Raw genomic sequence first — 16888 nt, 5'->3', positions numbered from 1 at the left:
CTTACACGGCGGTCTGGCCGGGCAACTGGCGCGTCACGGGGTGCGAGCTCGACAGCCCGCCGTCCACCGCGATGGCCTGGCCGTTCACATAGCTGCTCTGGTCGGAGGCCAGGAACAACGCCACCTGGGCCAGCTCCTCGGGCTGGGCCGCGCGGCGCAGCGGGTTCAGGCGGCCGAGCTTGTGGTCCACGCCCTTCTCGCGCGCGTAGTCGAAGGTGGGCTGGGTCATGCCGGTCTCGGTCAGGCCCGGGCAGATCGCGTTGACGCGCACATTGCTCTCGCACAGCTGCTGGGCCGAGACCATCACCAGGTTGATCACGCCGGCCTTGGACGCCGAATAGGCCGCCCCGCCCGCGCCCGAGCGGATGCCGGCCACCGAGGCCGTGCAAATGATGGAGCCGCCGCGGCCCGCGTCCGCCAGGGCCTTGCCCGCGTGCTTGACCATGAGCCAGGGGCCGATCAGGTTCACGCGCAGCACCTCGGTCCAGTCCTGCGGCGTGAGCTCGAAGATGCCGGCGCGGCCGCCCGAGATGCCGGCGTTGGCGAAGGCCACGTCGAGCTGGCCGTACTGCTGCTGTGCGGTGGCGACGAGCCGGGCCACGTCGGGCTCCAGGCCTGCGTCCATCTGCTGCGCGACGGCCTGGCCGCCGGCCTCCTGCACGGCGCGCGCGGTGGCGTGCACGGCCTCGGTCTTGTCGCCCAGCACCAGCCGTGCGCCCTCGGCCGCGAAGCGCAGCGCCGCGGCACGACCGATGCCCGAGCCGGCGCCCGTGATGATGGCGACCTTGCCGCTCAGTTGTTCCGCCATATGGCTTGTCCTCGTGGTGTTGGAATGGGAGGGCCAGCGTGCCAAAGCGGCGCAGCGCCTGCGATCACTTGCGCGACAGACGGGCCAGCCCTCATGCCGGCTGCGCTGCGGGCAGGGCTTTTTCCCAGCTGTCGTCCCACTCCATCACGGAGTGGCGCTGCCCCACGGCGCGCACCTGGCGCTGCGGCGGCACGTAGCTGACTGGCCGCATGGGGCTCTTGATCTCGTCGTTGGACACCGGGCGCTTCTGCAGCCGGCGCGCCGGGTCAGCAATCGGCACGGCCGCCAGCAGGCGCTTGGTGTAGGGGTGCTGCGGGTTGCCGAAGACCTCCTCGCGCGGGCCGATCTCGACGATCTCGCCCAAATACATCACGGCCACGCGGTGGGCGATGCGCTCGACCACGGCCATGTCGTGCGAGATGAACAGATAGGCCAGGCCCATCTGCTCCTGCAGTTCCAGCATCAGGTTGATGACCTGGGCCTTGACCGACACGTCGAGCGCGGAGACCGATTCGTCGGCCACGATCAGCCGCGGCTTGAGCGCGAGCGCGCGCGCGATGCAGATGCGCTGGCGCTGGCCGCCCGAGAACTCGTGCGGGTAGCGGCTGGCCATGTCGGGCGCCAGGCCCACGCGGCGCAGCAACTCTGCCACCTGGGTCAGCGCCGCAGCGGGCGTGGCCAGGCCGTGGATCAGCAGCGGCTCGGCGATGGCCTCGCCGACCTTCATGCGCGGGTTCAGGCTCGCGTAGGGGTCCTGGAAGATCATCTGCATGTGGCGGCGCTGCTCGCGCAGGGCGGACTTCGGCAGCTGGAGCAGGTCCTGCCCATCGAGCAGGATCTCGCCGGCCACGGGCTCGTCCAGCCGCAGGATGGAGCGGCCCGTGCTGGTCTTGCCGCAGCCCGATTCGCCCACCAGCGCCAGCGTCTCGCCGGGCTGCAGGCTGAACGACACGTTCTCCACCGCGTGCACGCGGCCCGTGACCTGGCCCAGCATGCCGCCGCGCACCTCGAAGCGCGTGGTGAGCTTGCGCACCTCCAGCACCGGTGGCACGCCGGTGGCCACGGTGTCGGCCACCTCTGTGGGCACGTCGCTGAGACCTGTGGCGCGGTCCACCACCGGGAAGCGCATGGGCCGCAGCCGCCCGTGCATCGCCCCCAGGCGCGGCACGGCCGACAGCAGCGAGCGCGTGTAGGGGTGTTCGGCGCGCGCAAAGATGTCCTCGGTGCTGCCGCTCTCGACCGCCCTGCCGTTGTACATGACCACCGTGCGGTCGGCGATCTCGGCCACCACGCCCATGTCGTGCGTGATGAACAGCACGGCCATGCCCTCCTCGGCCTGCAGGGTCTTGATGAGCTCCAGGATCTGCGCCTGGATGGTCACGTCCAGCGCCGTCGTGGGCTCGTCGGCGATCAGCAGCTGGGGCCGGCAGGCCAGCGCCATGGCGATCATCACGCGCTGGCGCATGCCGCCTGAGAAGCGGTGCGGGTGCTCGCCGAAGCGCGTCTTGGCGGCGGGGATGCGCACCTTCTCCAGCAGGCGGATGGTCTCGGCCTCGGCGGCGGCGCGGTCCAGGCCGCGGTGCAGCATCAGCGCCTCGGCGATCTGGAAGCCGATGGTCAGCGAGGGGTTCAGGCTGGTCATGGGCTCCTGGAAGATCATGGCGATGCGGTTGCCGCGCACCTGGCGCATTTCCGACTCGCTGAGCCTCAAAAGGTCCTTGCCGTCGAACAGCACCTGGCCGGCCTCGATGCGGCCGGGTGGCTCGGGGATCAGCCGCATGATGGACATGGCCGTCACGCTCTTGCCCGAGCCGGACTCGCCGACGATGGCCAGGGTCTGGCCGGCATGCACGTCGAAGGACACATCGTCCACGGCGGTGAACAGGCCGCGCTCGGTCTGGAAGCGGGTGGTGAGGCCCTGGACTTGAAGGATTGGTGACATGTCAGTTGTCCTCAAAACGGAGCGCCGGGAAGCCGCGCGGCCGAGCACAGCGATGGCCCGCATGTGACCCCGCTCCCGGGGCCCCTGTGCCCACGCCGAGGAGCGCAGTGGCCTGGGCGGCGCGGGGAACCTCGCGCTTTGTCATCTGACTCATTGCACTTGTCCGAGCTGAACGAACGCAGTGAGTGGTGCGAGTTGTGCAATGCGCCCAGGCCGCGAGCACCGCAGGTTGCCCGAAGCGCCAGCGGAGGGTCGTGGGCACCGGGGTCGCCTTCTCTTTGGTTACTTTCTCTTGGCGAAACAAGAGAAAGTGACTGCACTGCCGGGGGCAATCCCGGCCTCTGGTGCCAACAAATGACACTACGGTGGATCGAGGTGAGGAGGTGGGGGCTTCTCCCCCACACCCCGACTGACTTTTCTTGTCTCGCCAAGAAAAGTAAGCAAAAGAAGGCGACCCCGGTGCCCCTGTCCCTACGCTAGCGCTCCGGGCAACCTGCGGTGCTCGCGCCATGGGCTGCATTGCGCAACTCATGCTGTTCACTTCGTTCACTGCATTCGAACAAGCGCAATGAGTCAGATGTTGAAGCGCGAGGGTCCCCGCGCAGCCCATGGCACTGCGCTCCTCGGCAGGGGCACAGGGGGAAGTCCCACACGGGCCATCGCTGCGCTCGGCCTGGGACTCGGGCCATCGCTGCGCTCGGCCCGTGGGTCTGGAGCCGCAGTTCGGAAGTTGAGGGCGCTGCATTTCAGAATCCCATCTTCTTCTTCATCTCCTGGTCCACCCACATGCGTGCATAGATCGGCCCCGGCCGCGCCGCGCCGGCGAACAACTCCCCGTCGTAGTTCTTCACCCACGGCCACCAGGCCGCGTAGTAGTACGGCGTGGGCATGAAGATGTAGGGCGCAGCGGCCAGGATGTCGCGCGTGGCATGCTTGATCTTGGCCTGGCGCGCGGGCTCGTCGCGCTCGGCGTAGATGGCCTCCATCTGGGCGTCGAACTTGGGGTCGGCCCACTGCGCGGCGTTCCAGGTCTGGCCCGACATGAAGTTCTTGCGCAACGAGGTGGTCGGGTTGGTGAAGCCGTTGCTCATGTAGTAGCCCGGCGCGTTGGTCTTGGACGTCATGGCCGACAGGAAGGGCGCGTACTCCATGGACTGGATCTCCATGCGCACATTGACCTTCTGCAGGTAGCCGGCCAGCAGCTGCAGCAGCTCCATGCTGTTGGGCTCGCAGGCGCAGACCTGCACCTTGAAGCTGAAGCCCTTGGCATGGCCGGCCTCGGCCAGCAGCTTCCTGGCGCCCTCGACGTCGTACGTGAACAGCTGCTGGACCTCGGGCGGCATGGCCGACAGCGGCTCGTAGTAGCCCTCGAAGGCCGGGCTCATCGGGAAGCTGAACAGCTCGGCGTTGCCGCCGTAGAACTGCTTGACCACCTCCTGCTTGTTGACGGCCATGTTCAGCGCACGCCGCACGCGGATGTCGTCGAAGGGCTTCTGGTCCACGCGCATGGCCAGGTAGTTGGCGCTGGTGGCCAGGAAGCGCTTCCACTTCAGCGCGGGCGCGTTCTTCTTGAGCTCGTCCACCGAGGTCCAGCGGATGGTCTCCAGGATGTCGAGCCGCGCCGTGCGCAGCGCGGTCAGCTGCGAGGATTCGTCCTTGATCGTGCGGTAAGTGATGCTGTCGACGAAGGGCAGCTGGTAGGCTTGGCCGCCGATGCTCTCCTTGTCCCAGTAGCCGGCGTTCTTGACGTAGGTGTTGGAATTGCCGGCCACGAAGTTGCTGAGCAGGAAGGGCCCCGTGCCGTTGGCCTTGCGCCAGTCGCCGGCTCCCGCTTCCACCACCTCGCGCGGCACCACGCTGGAGTAGTAGCCCCAACCCCAGCGGTAGTCCCACTCGGCGTTGAAGCTCTTGAAGCGGAACACCACGGTGTGCTTGTCGGTGGCCTCGACCTTGTCGATGTGGTCGAAGTAGGTCGGAATCCGCTTGGGGCTCTTGTCCATCCGAGTGTACGAGAACACCACATCGTCGGCCACGAGCTCGCGCTCGGCCATCACGCCCTCCTTGGCCGGGAACTTGATGCCCTTGCGCAGCTTGACGGTGAGCGTCAGCGGGTCGGTCCAGCTCCAGCTCTCGGCCAGCTCGCCGCGCATGGCGTCGGACGGCACCCAGGCGTCGGCCGCGAAGGCCTGCTTGCCGCCGTTGCGCTGGGCCTTGGACAGATCGGCCGCGAACAGCTGCTCGTACATCTGGCCGGCGTCGTGGTTGAACTTCCAGTTCCAGTCGGCGCCGTCCCAGGACAGCGCGGTGCGCGTGACGTAGACCGTGCCGACGTTGAGCGTGCCGCCGTACTGGGGTTTGGCCGGAGCCTGGGCGAACGCGGCGCCTGCCGCCAGCAGCGCCAGGCCGGCAATGTTGCGCAAGGGGGTCATGCTGTCTCCTTCTTGTGGCGGGTGGCGCGCCTTGCGGCCGCGCCGCGGTGCTTCAGAAACCCATCTTTTTCTTGAGCTCCTGGTCGATCCAGATGCGCGCGTGGATGGGGCCGGGCCGCTCCGCGCCCGCGCGCAGCTCGCCGTTGTAGTTCTTGACCCAGGGCCACCAGGCCGTGTAGCGGTAGGGCGTGGGCAGCCAGATGTGCGGCGCCTTGTCGAGGATCTCGCGCGTCATGCCGCGCAGCAGCTGCTGGCGCTTGGCCTCGTCGGGCTCGGCCAGCATGGCGTCGACCTGCTTGTCGAAGGCCGGGTCGCTGTATTGCGAGGGGTTCCAGGTCTGGCCCGTGACGAAGGTCTTGCGCAGCGCCGTGGTCGGGTTGGTCGCGGCCAGGTTCACGAAGTAGCCCGGCGCGTTGGTCTTGGTGGTCATGGCCGACAGGTAGGCCGGGTACTCCATAACCTGGATCTCCATCTTCACGTTGACCTTGGCCAATTGGGCCGCGATCAGCGAAAGCAGGTCGTTGTCCAGGCTGCCGGAATGCGTTTGCACCTTGAACGTGAAGCCCTTGGCCAGGCCGGCCTCTGCCAGCAGCTTCTTCGCCTGCTCGGGGTCGTGCTTGAACAGCGCCTGGATGCTGGCCGGCATGGACGACACGGGCTCGTGGTACGGCCCGTACGACGGATGCATCGGATACGACATCAACTCGGCGTTGCCGCCGTAGAAGGACTTCATGATCTGGTCGCGGTCGACCGCCATGTTCAGCGCGCGCCGCACGCGGATGTCGTCGAAGGGCTTGGTGTCCACGCGCAGCGCCAGCACGGGCCCGTTGACGGCCAGGTAGCGGCTCCACTGCAGCTGCGGCGCGCTCTTCTTGAGTTCGTCCACCGCCGTCCAGCCCACCACCTCCAGCAGGTCCAGGCGGCCCGTGCGCAGCGCCGTGAGGTAGGTCGACTCGTCCTTGATCTGCCGGTAGTTGATGGTGTCGACGAAGGGCAGCTTGTACTTCTGGCCGGCGATGGTCTCGCTGTCCCAGTAGTTGGCGTTCCTCGTGAAGGTGACGGTGTTGCCCTGCACGTAGTTGCTGATGCCGAAGGGGCCGGTGCCATTGGCTTTGCGCCAGTCCTTGGCGCCGGCCTCCACGACTTCCTTGGGCACGATGGCCGAGTAGTAGCCCCAGCCGAAGCGGTAGTCCCACTCGGCGTGGAAGGCCTTGAAGGTGAACACCACGGTGCTGGCGTCCGTGGCCTCGACCTTCTCGACATGGTCGAAGTAGTTGGGGATCTTCTTGGCGCTCTGCTCGTAGCGGTTGTAGCTGTAGACCACGTCCTGCGCAGTGAGCTCGCGCGCAGCCATGACGCCTTCCTTGGCCGGAAACATCACGCCCTTGCGCAGCTTGATCTCCACGCGGCGCGGGTTGTCCAGCATCTTCCAGCTCTCGGCCAGTTCGCCGCGGATGGCGTCGCTGGGCAGGAAGGCGTCGATGGTGAAGTCGTAGGGGCCGCCGTTGCGCTTGGCCTTGGACAGGTCGGCCGCGAACAGGGACTCGTAGGTGAGGCCCATGTCGTGGTTGAACTTCCAGGTCCAGTCGGCGCTGTCGAAGGACAGCGGCGGCACCGTCAGGAAGATGGTGCCGATGTTGATGGTGCCGCCGTACTGCGGCTTGGCGGGGGCCTGGGCGAAGGCCGAGGCGGCGGCCAGTGCGGCCACGAGGACGCTGGCGAACTTGCGGGATGCGGTCATGCGGTCTCCTTGCATTCTTGGAATTGGCGGTGCTCAGCGCGTGCCGCGCATGCGCGGGTCCAGCAGGTCGCGCAAGGCGTCGCCGAACACATTGGTGGCGTAGACCACGGCCGTCAGGCACAGGCCCGGTGCCAGCGCCAGCCAGGGCCCTTCGAACATGAAGGTGCGCCCGCTGCCCGACAGCATGGAGCCCCAGGTGGGTGCCGGCGGCGGCACGCCCAGGCCCAGGAAGGACAGGCCCGACTCGGCCAGGATGGCCGTGCCCACGCGCGTGGTGAACAGCACGATGATGGGCGGCATCACGTTGGGCAGCACGTAGCGCCACAGGATGCGCGGCGACGAGGCGCCGAGCGACTGCGCGGCGTGGATATAGGTGTTCTCGCGCACCGAGATCACGGCCGAACGCACGATGCGCGAGCCCGCGATGCCCAGCAGCACGCCCAGCGTGACGATGATCTGCGGCATGCCCGGGCCCAGCACCGAGACCACCACGATCAGCACCACCAGGTCGGGAAAGCTCATCCAGGCATCGACGAAGCGCTGCATGAACAGATCGATCTTGCCGCCGAAGTAGCCGCTGACGATGCCCAGCACGGCCGAGATCACGGTGGCCAGCAAGGCGGCAGCGCAGCCGATGATGACCGACAGCTGCGCGCCGTAGATGCAGCGCGACAGCAGGTCGCGGCCCAGGTTGTCGGTGCCGAACCAGTGCGCGGCGCCGGGCGGCTTGAGGCGTTCGGCCGGCGCGATGTCGTTGAAGCCGTGCGGCGCGATGAAGTCCGCGAACACGCCGCAGAACAGGAAGAACAGCAGCAGCGCGCCGCCGGCTGCGCCGAGCGGCTTCTCGCGCACGAGCCGGCGCAGGAAGGCCAGGACGCCACCGGTCACCGGAACGGGGCTTGCGACGGGCAGACTGGTGGCGGTGGTCATGCTCAACGGTTCCTCACTTTGGGGTCGAGCAGGCCGTAGCTCAGGTCGACCAACAGGTTGATGAACAGCACCGCCACGCCGACGATCAGGAACACGCCGGTGACGATGGGGTAGTCGCGCTGGCTCACGGCCTCCAGCAGCAGCATGCCCATGCCGGGGATCACGAAGATCTGCTCGATGATCACGGCGCCGCCCAACAGCAGCGGCGCCTGCAGGCCGATCAGGGTGACCACCGGGATCAGCGCGTTGCGCAGCGCATGGCGCAGCACGATCACGCGCTCGCTGAGGCCCTTGGCCTGCGCGGTGCGGATGTAGTCCTGGCGCAGCACCTCCAGCATCATGGTGCGTGTCATGCGCATGGTGATGGCCGACAGCGAGGTTCCGAGCACGATGCCCGGCACCACCATCTGCTGCAGGTTCTGCCAGGGGTTGGCGAAGAAGCCCACGTAGTCGATGGGCGGCGACCAACCCCACCAGATCGAGGGGAACACCACCACCATGGTGCCGAGCCAGAAGCTGGGCACGGCCAGCAGCAGGATGGAGAAGGAGCGCGCGGCGTAGTCGCCGGCCGTGTCCTGGCGCATGGCCGAGTAGATGCCGATGGGCAGCGCCATGGTGAGCGAGACCACCAGCGCAATCAGGCCCAGCTCCATGGTCACGGGCAGGCGGTGGCCGATCTGCTCGGCCACCGAGGTGCCCTGCCAGAGCGAGGTTCCCAGGTCGCCATGGAACACGATGGCGCGCACCCAGAGCAGGTACTGCTTCCACATCGGCTTGTCCAGGCCCAGCGCGGCGATGAGCTGGTCGCGGCTCTTGGGCTCGGCCGAGATGTCGTTGTTGCTGAGCATGAGATCGACCACATCGCCCGGGATGAGCCGGATCGAGATGAACACGATCAGGCTGGCGATGACCAGGGTCGGCAACAGCGAGAGCAGGCGGCGGGCGACGTAGGCGTGCATGGTTCAGCCCCGCCCACCACCCGCGCAAGCGGCCAGGGAACATCGTTGGCAAAGCGTCACGGGTGATCGCATGTGTCTCCTTTGATGTCGTTGCGCCCGCTGCGGCAGCACTGTGCCGCGGGGCGTTTTGGTCAGCGCAGTCTAGTGATTCGGTCCGAAATTGGAACGTGGGGTATGCCCCACCTGTGGATGTCTCTCACATTACAAGACCCACTTGATGATGGGTTTAGAAAATGAGGTTTCATCAGAACGACCACACACAGGAGCAAGCGATGTCACTTTTCGCACTCGACGGCAAGGTCGCCGTCATCACCGGTTCGTCGCGCGGCATCGGCCGCGCCATCGCCGAGCGCATGGCCGAGCAAGGCGCGCGCGTGGTCATCTCCTCGCGCAAGGCCGGGCCCTGCGACGAGGTGGCCGCGGGCATCAACGCACGCCACGGCGCGGGCCGCGCGATCGCGGTGCCGGCCAACATCTCGTCCAAAGAGGAGCTCAAGCACCTGGTGGATGAAACCAACCGGCAGCTGGGCGCCATCGACATCCTGGTCTGCAACGCGGCGTCCAACCCCTACTACGGGCCCATGGCCGGCATCGCGGACGAGCAGTTCCGCAAGGTGCTGGAGAACAACGTGATCGCCAACCACTGGCTGATCGGCTTCGTCGCGCCGCAGATGGTGGAACGCAGGGACGGCGCCATCGTCATCGTCTCGTCCATCGGCGGCCTGCGCGGCTCGCCCGTGATCGGGGCCTACAACATCTCCAAGGCAGCCGACTTCCAGCTGGCCCGCAACCTCGCGGTGGAATACGGACCGCACAACGTACGCGTGAACTGCATCGCACCCGGCCTGATCCGCACCGACTTCGCGCGCGCGCTCTGGGAGAACCCGGACACGCTGGCCAAGGCCACGGCCAACGCGCCGCTGCGCCGCATCGGCGAGCCCGACGAGATCGCGGGGGCCGCCGTGTTCCTGGCGTCGAAGGCGGGCTCCTTCATGACCGGCCAGGCCATCGTGGTCGATGGTGGCGTCACCATCTGAGGTCGCCATGCACAGCCATGAAGCACTCGCCACCTTCCGCGCCGAAACGCGCGCGTGGCTCGAAGCCAACTGCCCGCCCGAGATGCGCCAGCCCGTGGCGAGCGAGGACGACATGTGCTGGGGTGGCCGCAACGCGCGCTTCAGCAGCGAGGCCCAGCGCCTGTGGCTGCAGCGCATGGCCGCGCGCGGCTGGACCGTGCCGGCCTGGCCGCGCGACTACGGCGGCGGCGGCCTCTCGCCCGAGCAGGCCAAGGTGCTGGCGCAGGAGATGCGCGCACTGGGCTGCCGGCCGCCGCTGTCGAGCTTCGGCATCTGGATGTTGGGGCCGGCGCTGCTGAAGTTCGGCACCGAGGCGCAGAAGCTGGAACACCTGCCGCCGATCGCGCGCGGCGAGATCCGCTGGTGCCAGGGCTATTCCGAGCCCGGCGCGGGCTCGGACCTGGCCTCGCTGCAGACGCGCGCCGAGGACCAGGGCGACCACTTCGTCGTGAGCGGCCAGAAGATCTGGACCTCCTACGCCGACAAGGCCGACTGGATCTTCTGTCTGGTGCGCACCGACACCAAGACCAGCAAGCACACCGGCATCAGCTTCGTGCTGTTCGACATGGCGAGCAAAGGCGTCTCGACCCGGCCCATCCTGCTGATCTCGGGCAAGTCGCCGTTCTGCGAGACCTTCTTCGACAACGTGCGCGTGGACAAGCGCAACCTGGTCGGCCAGGCCGGCGCGGGCTGGACGGTCGCCAAGTACCTGCTCACGCACGAGCGCGAGATGATCAGCGCCATCGGCGACCGCGCCGCGCCCACGCCGCTGGGCCGCACGGCGCTGGAGCAGGTGGGTGCCGACGCACAGGGGCGGCTGGCCGACCCGCTGCTGCGCGCGCAGATCGCCGAGTTCGAGGTGGACGAGGCGGCCTTCCGCGCGCTGCTGGCACGCTTCGGCGAGGTGGCGCGCGCGGGGCAGGCGCACCCGGCCTTCTCCTCGGTGCTCAAGTACTACGGCGCCGAACTCAACAAGCGCCGACACGAACTGCTGATGGCCGCCGGCGGCGGCGACGCGCTGGAGTGGGACAGCGCGCGCTCGCAGCAGGGACACGCGGCGCGCGCCTGGCTGCGCACCAAGGGCAACTCCATCGAGGGCGGCACCAGCGAGGTGCAGCTCAACGTGGTCGCCAAACGCATCCTCGAACTGCCCGGAGCCTGATCCCATGTCTTATCTCCCCACACAGGAACAGACCATGCTGCGCGACAGCGCGCGCGCCTTTCTGTCCGAACAGGCGCCTGTGGCACAACTGCGCACGCTGCGCGCCCAGACCACGGGCGATGGTTTCGACCGCGGGCTGTGGCAGCGCTTCGCCGGCCTGGGATTCACGGGCATGCTGGTGCCCGAGGTGCATGGCGGCCTGGGCCTGGGCCATGCCGACGCCGGCCTGCTCATGCAGGAAATCGGCCGGCACCTGAGCGTGTTGCCCTTCAGCGCGTCTGCCATCGTGGCGGCCAGTGCCATCCGCGCCGCCGGCAGCGAGGCCCAGTGCGCCGCGCTGCTGCCGGCGATTGCGAGCGGCGAACGCATCGCGGCGCTGGCCGTGGACGAGCGCAGCAAGCACGATCCGGCGCAGATCGCGCTGACCGCGCGGCGCGACGGCGAAGGCTGGGTGCTGAACGGCAGCAAGACCTTCGTCGAGTTCGGCCATGCCGTGGACCTGCTCGTCGTGGCGGCCCGCACGGGCCGTGGAGCCGGCGACATCGGGCTGTTCGTGTTGCCACGCGGCACACCGGGCGTGCAGACCGAACGCGTGGCAATGGTGGACTCCCAGGCTTCGGCCCGGCTGCAACTTCAGGATGTACAGCTGGGCGCCGATGCCCTGCTCGGCGCGCCCGACCAGGGCAACGCCGCGCTGCAGGCCGCACTGGACGCAGGCCGCGCCGCCGCCGCGGCCGAGCTGCTGGGCATCGCCGATGAAGTGTTCGCGCGGACCCTGGCCTACCTCAAGGAGCGCCGCCAGTTTGACCGCGTGATCGGCGAATTCCAGGCGCTGCAGCACCGCGCTGCGGTGCTCATGGTGGACATCGAACTGGCCCGCGCCGCCGTGGGCCAGGCCCTGCAGGCGCTGGACGCCGACCCCGCAAAAGCCAGCGCCGCCGTGTCGGTCGCCAAGTCCCGTGCCGGCCGCAGCGCCACGCTGGCGGTGCAGGAAGGTGTGCAGATGCACGGCGGCATGGGCATGACCGATGAGTTCGAGATGGGCTTCTTCATGAAGCGCGTGCGCGTGCTGCAGGAGCGCTACGGCGATGCCGGCTTTCATGCCGACCGGCTGGCCACCATGGGCGGCTACTGAGCGATCACGCCGTCAGCGTCAGCAGGATGGCGGCATACCAGGCGGCATTCAGGCCGAGCGACTCGTCCAGCACCAGGTCGCGCGTGCCCATGTCGATGCGGGACGAGTGCACGCCCAGCAGCTTCCAGGGCAGCGCTGCACCGGCCGTGGCATCGCGCATGACGACGGGCGCACCGCTGGTGCCACGGTGCGTGCGCGCATCCGTCAGGAAGAAGCCCTGCCCCTGGAAGCGGATGCCGAAGGCCGAAGCGATCACGGCATGGCGCACCACGGGCAGGTGGTACATCGTGTCGTGAAAGCCCAGCGGGAAGCCGACCACCAGCAGCCCCGTGCCGACCTCGACCTGGCTCAATTCGACCTGCAGGTGCGCGGCGGTGAAGCAGCGGAACTCGGCCGCCGCCGGCACGGTGGCACGGTCGATCTCGATGACGGCGACGTCGATCTCGCCACCCGAGTCCTGGCCCTGGCGCCACTGGCTCTTGCCGTCCTTGAACAGCCAGACCGACAGCATGGCCGAGCGCGTGAGGTTCACGGCATCGACATGCAGCTCGATCTCGATGCGGTTGGGGTGGTGCTTGCTGGGCGCGTCCTGCAGCACGTGCCGGCTCGTCACGAAGAACAGCCGCTCCGCGCGCTCGAAGAAGAAGCCGCTGGCCCCGGTCAGCAGCCGGTCGCCATCGAAGGTGGTGACCCGTGCGGTGGTCAGGAGAATGGATTCCGTCATTGCATGCGCTCCAGGACTGCGGTGCGCTCAGATGGAAATGACGGCCAGGGCACCAGGAAGGTCGTGGTGCGAGTCTGACAGGTCTGTGGCAGAAGCCCCGGATGGCACGGCGAACACATGTGGCCGACCTGCGATGGGCACTGCGCCATCCATCGGGCATGGCCTCAAGCACTGCAGGGGTGTTGGTAGGGCCCCCGAGAGTCGAACTCGGCACCAACGGATTATGAGTCCGCTGCTCTAACCAACATGAGCTAGGGCCCCGCGCCGTACCGGTCGCGACCGGTGGCGGGCGGCGCCGATTGTAGGGGTGCTAGCGCGGCCGGCTCAGCGCGTTGCTGACCAGCTTGGAGGTGATGTCCACGATCTGGATCATGCGGTCGTAGGGCATGCGCGTGGGGCCGATCACGCCCAGCGTGCCGACGATCTGGCCGTCGACCTCGTAGGGCGCGCTGACCACGGACAGCTCCTCGAACGGAACGACCTGGCTCTCGCCGCCGATGTAGATGCGCACGCCCTCGGCGCGGCTGGACACGTCGAGCAGGCGCAGCAGCTGCGTCTTCTGCTCGAACAGGTCGAAGGCACGGCGCAGGTGCCGCATGTCGCTGGAGAAATCGCTGATGGCCAACAGGTTGCGCTCGCCCGAGATCACGACCTCGTCCTGCGCGTCCGAGGCATCGGTGCTCAGGTTGACGGCGGCCTGCATCAGCGTGGCGATCTCGCTGCGCAGGGTTTCGACCTCGCTGGCCAATTTGTCGCGCACCTGCTCGAAGGCCATGCCCACGTAGTTGGCGTTCAGGTAGTTGGCCGCCTCGACCAGCTGCGACTGGGTGTAGTCGGCCTCGGTGAACAGCACGCGGTTCTGCACGTCGCCGTCGGGCGAGACGATGATGACCAGCACGCGCCGCTCGGACAGGCGCAGGAACTCGATGTGGTGGAACACCGAGGCCCGGCGCGGCGCCAGCACCACACCAACGAACTGCGACAGGCTGGACAGGAGGTTGGCTGCGTTGGCGATGACCTTCTGCGGCTGCTCGGCCGCCAGGCGCTGCGCCGGCAGCTGGTCGCGCTGGGCCGTCAGCATGGTGTCGACGAACAGACGGTAGCCGCGGGCCGTGGGGATGCGCCCGGCCGAGGTGTGGGGACTGGCGATCAGGCCCAGTTCCTCGAGGTCGGACATCACATTGCGAATGGTGGCGGGCGACAGCTCCAGGCCCGAGGCCTTGGACAATGTCCGCGAGCCCACGGGCTGGCCATCGGCGATGTAGCGCTCGACCAGCGCTTTCATCAACAACTTGGCTCTGTCATCCAGCATTGGCACATTTTAGTGATGTAATTTGCCAATGAAATCCACGTTCCGCCGGGTCGCGCTGTTCGGCAAGTACCAGCCTTCGGCCTTCGGCGGTTCGTCCTCGACGCCGTCACCGGCCATGCGCGAGATCGCGCAGTTCCTGGTCAGCCAGGGCTGCGAGCTGGTGGTGGACCGGCAGACCCAGGCCAATGCCGGCCTGCACGAGTTCGAGGCCCAGGACATCGAGGCCATCGGCGAGCAGTGCGACCTGGCCCTGGTGGTCGGCGGCGACGGCACCATGCTGGGCATCGGCCGGCAGCTGGCGCCCTACGGCGTGCCGCTGATCGGCATCAACCAGGGCCGGCTGGGCTTCATCACCGACATCCCGCTGGAGGGTTACCAGACCACGCTGGCCCCCATGCTGGCCGGCGCCTACGAGGAAGACCACCGCAGCCTCATGCATGCGCGCGTGATGCGCGCAGGCGAGTGCGTGTTCGACGCGCGGGCGATGAACGACGTGGTGATCAACCGCGGCCCGACCTCGGGCATGGTGGAGCTGCGCATCGAGATCGACGGGCATTTCATGTCCAACCAGCGCTGCGACGGGCTGATCGTCGCCACGCCCACCGGATCGACGGCCTATGCGCTGTCGGCCGGCGGGCCGCTCATGCATCCCTCGATCCCGGGCTGGGTGCTGGTGCCGATCGCACCGCATTCGCTGTCGAACCGGCCGCTGGTGCTGGCCGACCCGGCCGAGGTGGCCGTCGAGCTGGTGTCCGAACGCGATGCCAGCGCCAATTTCGACATGCAGTCGCTGGCCTCGCTGCAGCAAGGCGACCGCATCACGGTGCGGCGCTCGCAGCACCGCGTGCGCTTCCTGCATCCCAAGGGCTGGCACTATTTCGACACGCTGCGGGCCAAACTGCACTGGAACGGAGGCGGCTGAAGATGCTCAGGCGCATGCAACTGCGCGATTTCGTGATCGTGCGCGAACTGGAACTCGACCTGTCCGGCGGCTTCACGGTGCTGACCGGCGAGACCGGCGCAGGCAAGTCCATCCTGATCGATGCGCTGCAGCTGGCCCTGGGCAGCCGGGCCGACGCAGGCGTGGTGCGCGAAGGTGCGGCGCGCAGCGAGGTCAGTGCCGAGTTCGATGCCACACCGGCCGTGCTGGACTGGCTGCAGCAGGCCGGCTTCGACGCGTCGGACGCATTGCTGCTGCGCCGCATGGTCGATGCGCAAGGCAAGAGCCGCGCCTGGATCAACGGCAGCGCGGCCACGGCCACGCAGCTGCGCGAACTGGGCGAACTGCTGCTGGACATCCACGGCCAGCACGCCTGGCAGAGCCTGACCCGCCCCGCCAGCGTGCGCGGCCTGCTGGACGGCTATGCCGCCCTGGACCTGGCGCCGCTGGAACGCCTGTGGGCCGGGTGGCGCACGGCCGCGCGCAGCCTGGCCGATGCGCGCCAGGCCCAGGATTCGCTGCAACGCGAACGCGAGCGCCTGGCCTGGCAGATCGCCGAGGTCGACAAGCTCGCGCCCGGCGATGATGAGTGGGAGCCGCTGAACGCCGATCACGGCCGCCTGTCCCATGCCCAGGCCTTGATCGATGCGTTGCAGACGGCCATCGCCGCGCTCGACGACGACGACCAGGGCGCGCTGCGCGGCCTCACCCGCGCCCATGCCGCGCTGGCCGAGCAGCAGCACGTGGCCCCCGAATACGCCGAGATGGCCGAGGTGCTGGCCAACAGCCTCGCCCAGGCCGAGGACGCACTGCATTCGCTGCACGCCAGCCAGCGCCGTACCGAACTGGACCCCGAGCGCCTGGCGGCGCTGGACGAGCGGCTGGCCCAGTGGATGGGCCTGGCCCGGCGTTACAAGCGCCAGCCCGCCGAGCTGCCGGCCCTATGGACCGGCTGGAAAGAGGAGCTCGCCAAGCTCGACGCGGCCGCCGACCTGGCCGCGCTGGAACGCAACGAGCGCCAGGCCTTCGCGGCCTTCGAGGCCGAGGCCAAGCGCATCGCCAAGGCCCGCGCCCAGGCCGCGCCTAAGCTGGCCAAGGCCATCACGGCCGCCATGCAGAGCCTGGGCATGCAGGGCGGCCGCTTCGCCGTGGCGCTGGAGCCGCTGGCCGAACCGGCGGCCTATGGCCTGGACGAGGTGCAGTTCCTTGTGGCCGGCCATGCCGGCAGCACGCCGCGCCCGGTGGGCAAGGTGGCGTCCGGCGGCGAGCTCTCGCGCATCGCGCTGGCCATCGCCGTGACCACCAGCGCGCTGGGCGGCGCGCCCACGCTGATCTTCGACGAGGTCGACTCGGGCGTGGGCGGTGCCGTGGCCGAGACCGTGGGCCGGCTCATGAAACAGCTGGGCACCGACCGCCAGGTGCTGGCCGTGACCCACCTGCCGCAGGTGGCGGCCTGTGCCGACCACCACCTGGTCGTCGCCAAACAGCGCGAAGGCGCGGCCACGCTCAGCCACGTCGGCGAGGTGCAGGGCGAGCAGCGCGTGGCCGAGGTGGCCCGCATGCTCGGGGGCGAGCGGCTGTCGGGCACCACGCTGGCCCATGCGCGCGAGATGCTGGGGGTGGCGACATGAGCACCGCCGCGCCGCCCCAAGGTGCTCGGCACCGAAGCGCGCAGCGCGCAGGTACTCTAGCGATGACACCCGGCGAGGGGCCCCGCGCAGCGGGGATCG

General features: G+C 68.5%; 13 protein-coding genes and 1 tRNA gene. 5 read left to right on the top strand and 9 right to left on the bottom strand.

The window, feature by feature from the left end:
• Nucleotide 1: 1 nt before the first annotated feature.
• The 6 genes from ACSQ4M_RS13055 to ACSQ4M_RS13030 all read right to left on the bottom strand — a co-directional run bounded on the left by ACSQ4M_RS13055 (nucleotide 2) and on the right by ACSQ4M_RS13030 (nucleotide 8809).
• Nucleotides 2–808, bottom strand: coding sequence for an SDR family NAD(P)-dependent oxidoreductase (locus tag ACSQ4M_RS13055; RefSeq protein ID WP_436189944.1), 807 nt, complete (start codon nucleotides 806–808; stop codon nucleotides 2–4).
• Between the two features lie 91 nt (nucleotides 809–899).
• The gene (locus ACSQ4M_RS13050) at nucleotides 900–2750 is read right to left on the bottom strand and encodes an ABC transporter ATP-binding protein (protein ID WP_436189943.1); all 1851 of its coding nucleotides are present in this window, start codon (nucleotides 2748–2750) and stop codon (nucleotides 900–902) included.
• Between the two features lie 746 nt (nucleotides 2751–3496).
• Nucleotides 3497–5179: an ABC transporter substrate-binding protein gene (locus ACSQ4M_RS13045; protein WP_436189942.1), complete on the bottom strand. Its 1683-nt coding sequence runs from the start codon at nucleotides 5177–5179 to the stop codon at nucleotides 3497–3499.
• Between the two features lie 52 nt (nucleotides 5180–5231).
• A complete protein-coding gene (locus ACSQ4M_RS13040; RefSeq protein WP_436189941.1) occupies nucleotides 5232–6920 on the bottom strand; it encodes an ABC transporter substrate-binding protein in 1689 nt (562 codons plus the stop codon).
• A gap of 33 nt (nucleotides 6921–6953) precedes the next feature.
• Entirely contained in the window at nucleotides 6954–7850 is an 897-nt protein-coding gene (locus ACSQ4M_RS13035) for an ABC transporter permease (RefSeq protein WP_436189940.1), read from the bottom strand.
• Between the two features lie 2 nt (nucleotides 7851–7852).
• Entirely contained in the window at nucleotides 7853–8809 is a 957-nt protein-coding gene (locus ACSQ4M_RS13030; RefSeq protein ID WP_436189939.1) for an ABC transporter permease, read from the bottom strand.
• 272 nt (nucleotides 8810–9081) lie between these two features.
• On the opposite strand from ACSQ4M_RS13030, the gene ACSQ4M_RS13025 reads away from it, so the two are divergent.
• Genes ACSQ4M_RS13025 through ACSQ4M_RS13015 form a run of 3 tightly spaced genes read left to right on the top strand, consistent with a single transcriptional unit; the run spans nucleotide 9082 to nucleotide 12182 of the window.
• Complete coding sequence (locus ACSQ4M_RS13025) at nucleotides 9082–9846, top strand: SDR family NAD(P)-dependent oxidoreductase (RefSeq protein WP_436189938.1); 765 nt, start codon at nucleotides 9082–9084, stop codon at nucleotides 9844–9846.
• A gap of 7 nt (nucleotides 9847–9853) precedes the next feature.
• The gene (locus ACSQ4M_RS13020; protein WP_436189937.1) at nucleotides 9854–11047 is read left to right on the top strand and encodes an acyl-CoA dehydrogenase family protein; all 1194 of its coding nucleotides are present in this window, start codon (nucleotides 9854–9856) and stop codon (nucleotides 11045–11047) included.
• Between the two features lie 4 nt (nucleotides 11048–11051).
• A complete protein-coding gene (locus tag ACSQ4M_RS13015) occupies nucleotides 11052–12182 on the top strand; it encodes an acyl-CoA dehydrogenase family protein (RefSeq protein ID WP_436189936.1) in 1131 nt (376 codons plus the stop codon).
• A 4-nt stretch (nucleotides 12183–12186) separates the two neighbouring features.
• On the opposite strand, the gene ACSQ4M_RS13010 is transcribed toward ACSQ4M_RS13015, so the two are convergent.
• The 3 genes from ACSQ4M_RS13010 to hrcA form a co-directional block, all read right to left on the bottom strand.
• The gene (locus tag ACSQ4M_RS13010) at nucleotides 12187–12906 is read right to left on the bottom strand and encodes a trypsin-like peptidase domain-containing protein (RefSeq protein WP_436189935.1); all 720 of its coding nucleotides are present in this window, start codon (nucleotides 12904–12906) and stop codon (nucleotides 12187–12189) included.
• Nucleotides 12907–13089: 183 nt separating this feature from the next.
• Nucleotides 13090–13167, bottom strand: a tRNA-Ile gene (locus ACSQ4M_RS13005).
• A 49-nt stretch (nucleotides 13168–13216) separates the two neighbouring features.
• Complete coding sequence (hrcA, locus tag ACSQ4M_RS13000) at nucleotides 13217–14218, bottom strand: heat-inducible transcriptional repressor HrcA (RefSeq protein WP_436189934.1); 1002 nt, start codon at nucleotides 14216–14218, stop codon at nucleotides 13217–13219.
• Nucleotides 14219–14246: 28 nt separating this feature from the next.
• On the opposite strand from hrcA, the gene ACSQ4M_RS12995 reads away from it, so the two are divergent.
• A complete protein-coding gene (locus ACSQ4M_RS12995; RefSeq protein ID WP_436189933.1) occupies nucleotides 14247–15140 on the top strand; it encodes an NAD kinase in 894 nt (297 codons plus the stop codon).
• Between the two features lie 14 nt (nucleotides 15141–15154).
• Nucleotides 15155–16789 (top strand): DNA repair protein RecN, encoded by a 1635-nt coding sequence (gene recN / locus ACSQ4M_RS12990; protein WP_436189932.1) that lies wholly within the window; start codon nucleotides 15155–15157, stop codon nucleotides 16787–16789.
• Nucleotides 16790–16888 lie beyond the last annotated feature (99 nt).

Origin of the sequence: Pseudorhodoferax sp. LjRoot39 (assembly GCF_964253035.1) — a bacterium.
GTDB lineage: Bacteria > Pseudomonadota > Gammaproteobacteria > Burkholderiales > Burkholderiaceae_C > Pseudorhodoferax.
This window is presented reverse-complemented; position numbering and strand designations above follow the sequence as displayed.

What these genes read in the sequence shown, in the direction of transcription:
- ACSQ4M_RS13055 (WP_436189944.1), bottom strand. Translation starts at nt 808, where the DNA reads ATGGCGGAACAACTGAGCGGCAAGGTCGCCATCATCACGGGCGCCGGC.
- ACSQ4M_RS13050 (WP_436189943.1), bottom strand. Translation starts at nt 2,750, where the DNA reads ATGTCACCAATCCTTCAAGTCCAGGGCCTCACCACCCGCTTCCAGACC.
- ACSQ4M_RS13045 (WP_436189942.1), bottom strand. Translation starts at nt 5,179, where the DNA reads ATGACCCCCTTGCGCAACATTGCCGGCCTGGCGCTGCTGGCGGCAGGC.
- ACSQ4M_RS13040 (WP_436189941.1), bottom strand. Translation starts at nt 6,920, where the DNA reads ATGACCGCATCCCGCAAGTTCGCCAGCGTCCTCGTGGCCGCACTGGCC.
- ACSQ4M_RS13035 (WP_436189940.1), bottom strand. Translation starts at nt 7,850, where the DNA reads ATGACCACCGCCACCAGTCTGCCCGTCGCAAGCCCCGTTCCGGTGACC.
- ACSQ4M_RS13030 (WP_436189939.1), bottom strand. Translation starts at nt 8,809, where the DNA reads ATGCACGCCTACGTCGCCCGCCGCCTGCTCTCGCTGTTGCCGACCCTG.
- ACSQ4M_RS13025 (WP_436189938.1), top strand. Translation starts at nt 9,082, where the DNA reads ATGTCACTTTTCGCACTCGACGGCAAGGTCGCCGTCATCACCGGTTCG.
- ACSQ4M_RS13020 (WP_436189937.1), top strand. Translation starts at nt 9,854, where the DNA reads ATGCACAGCCATGAAGCACTCGCCACCTTCCGCGCCGAAACGCGCGCG.
- ACSQ4M_RS13015 (WP_436189936.1), top strand. Translation starts at nt 11,052, where the DNA reads ATGTCTTATCTCCCCACACAGGAACAGACCATGCTGCGCGACAGCGCG.
- ACSQ4M_RS13010 (WP_436189935.1), bottom strand. Translation starts at nt 12,906, where the DNA reads ATGACGGAATCCATTCTCCTGACCACCGCACGGGTCACCACCTTCGAT.
- hrcA (WP_436189934.1), bottom strand. Translation starts at nt 14,218, where the DNA reads ATGCTGGATGACAGAGCCAAGTTGTTGATGAAAGCGCTGGTCGAGCGC.
- ACSQ4M_RS12995 (WP_436189933.1), top strand. Translation starts at nt 14,247, where the DNA reads ATGAAATCCACGTTCCGCCGGGTCGCGCTGTTCGGCAAGTACCAGCCT.
- recN (WP_436189932.1), top strand. Translation starts at nt 15,155, where the DNA reads ATGCAACTGCGCGATTTCGTGATCGTGCGCGAACTGGAACTCGACCTG.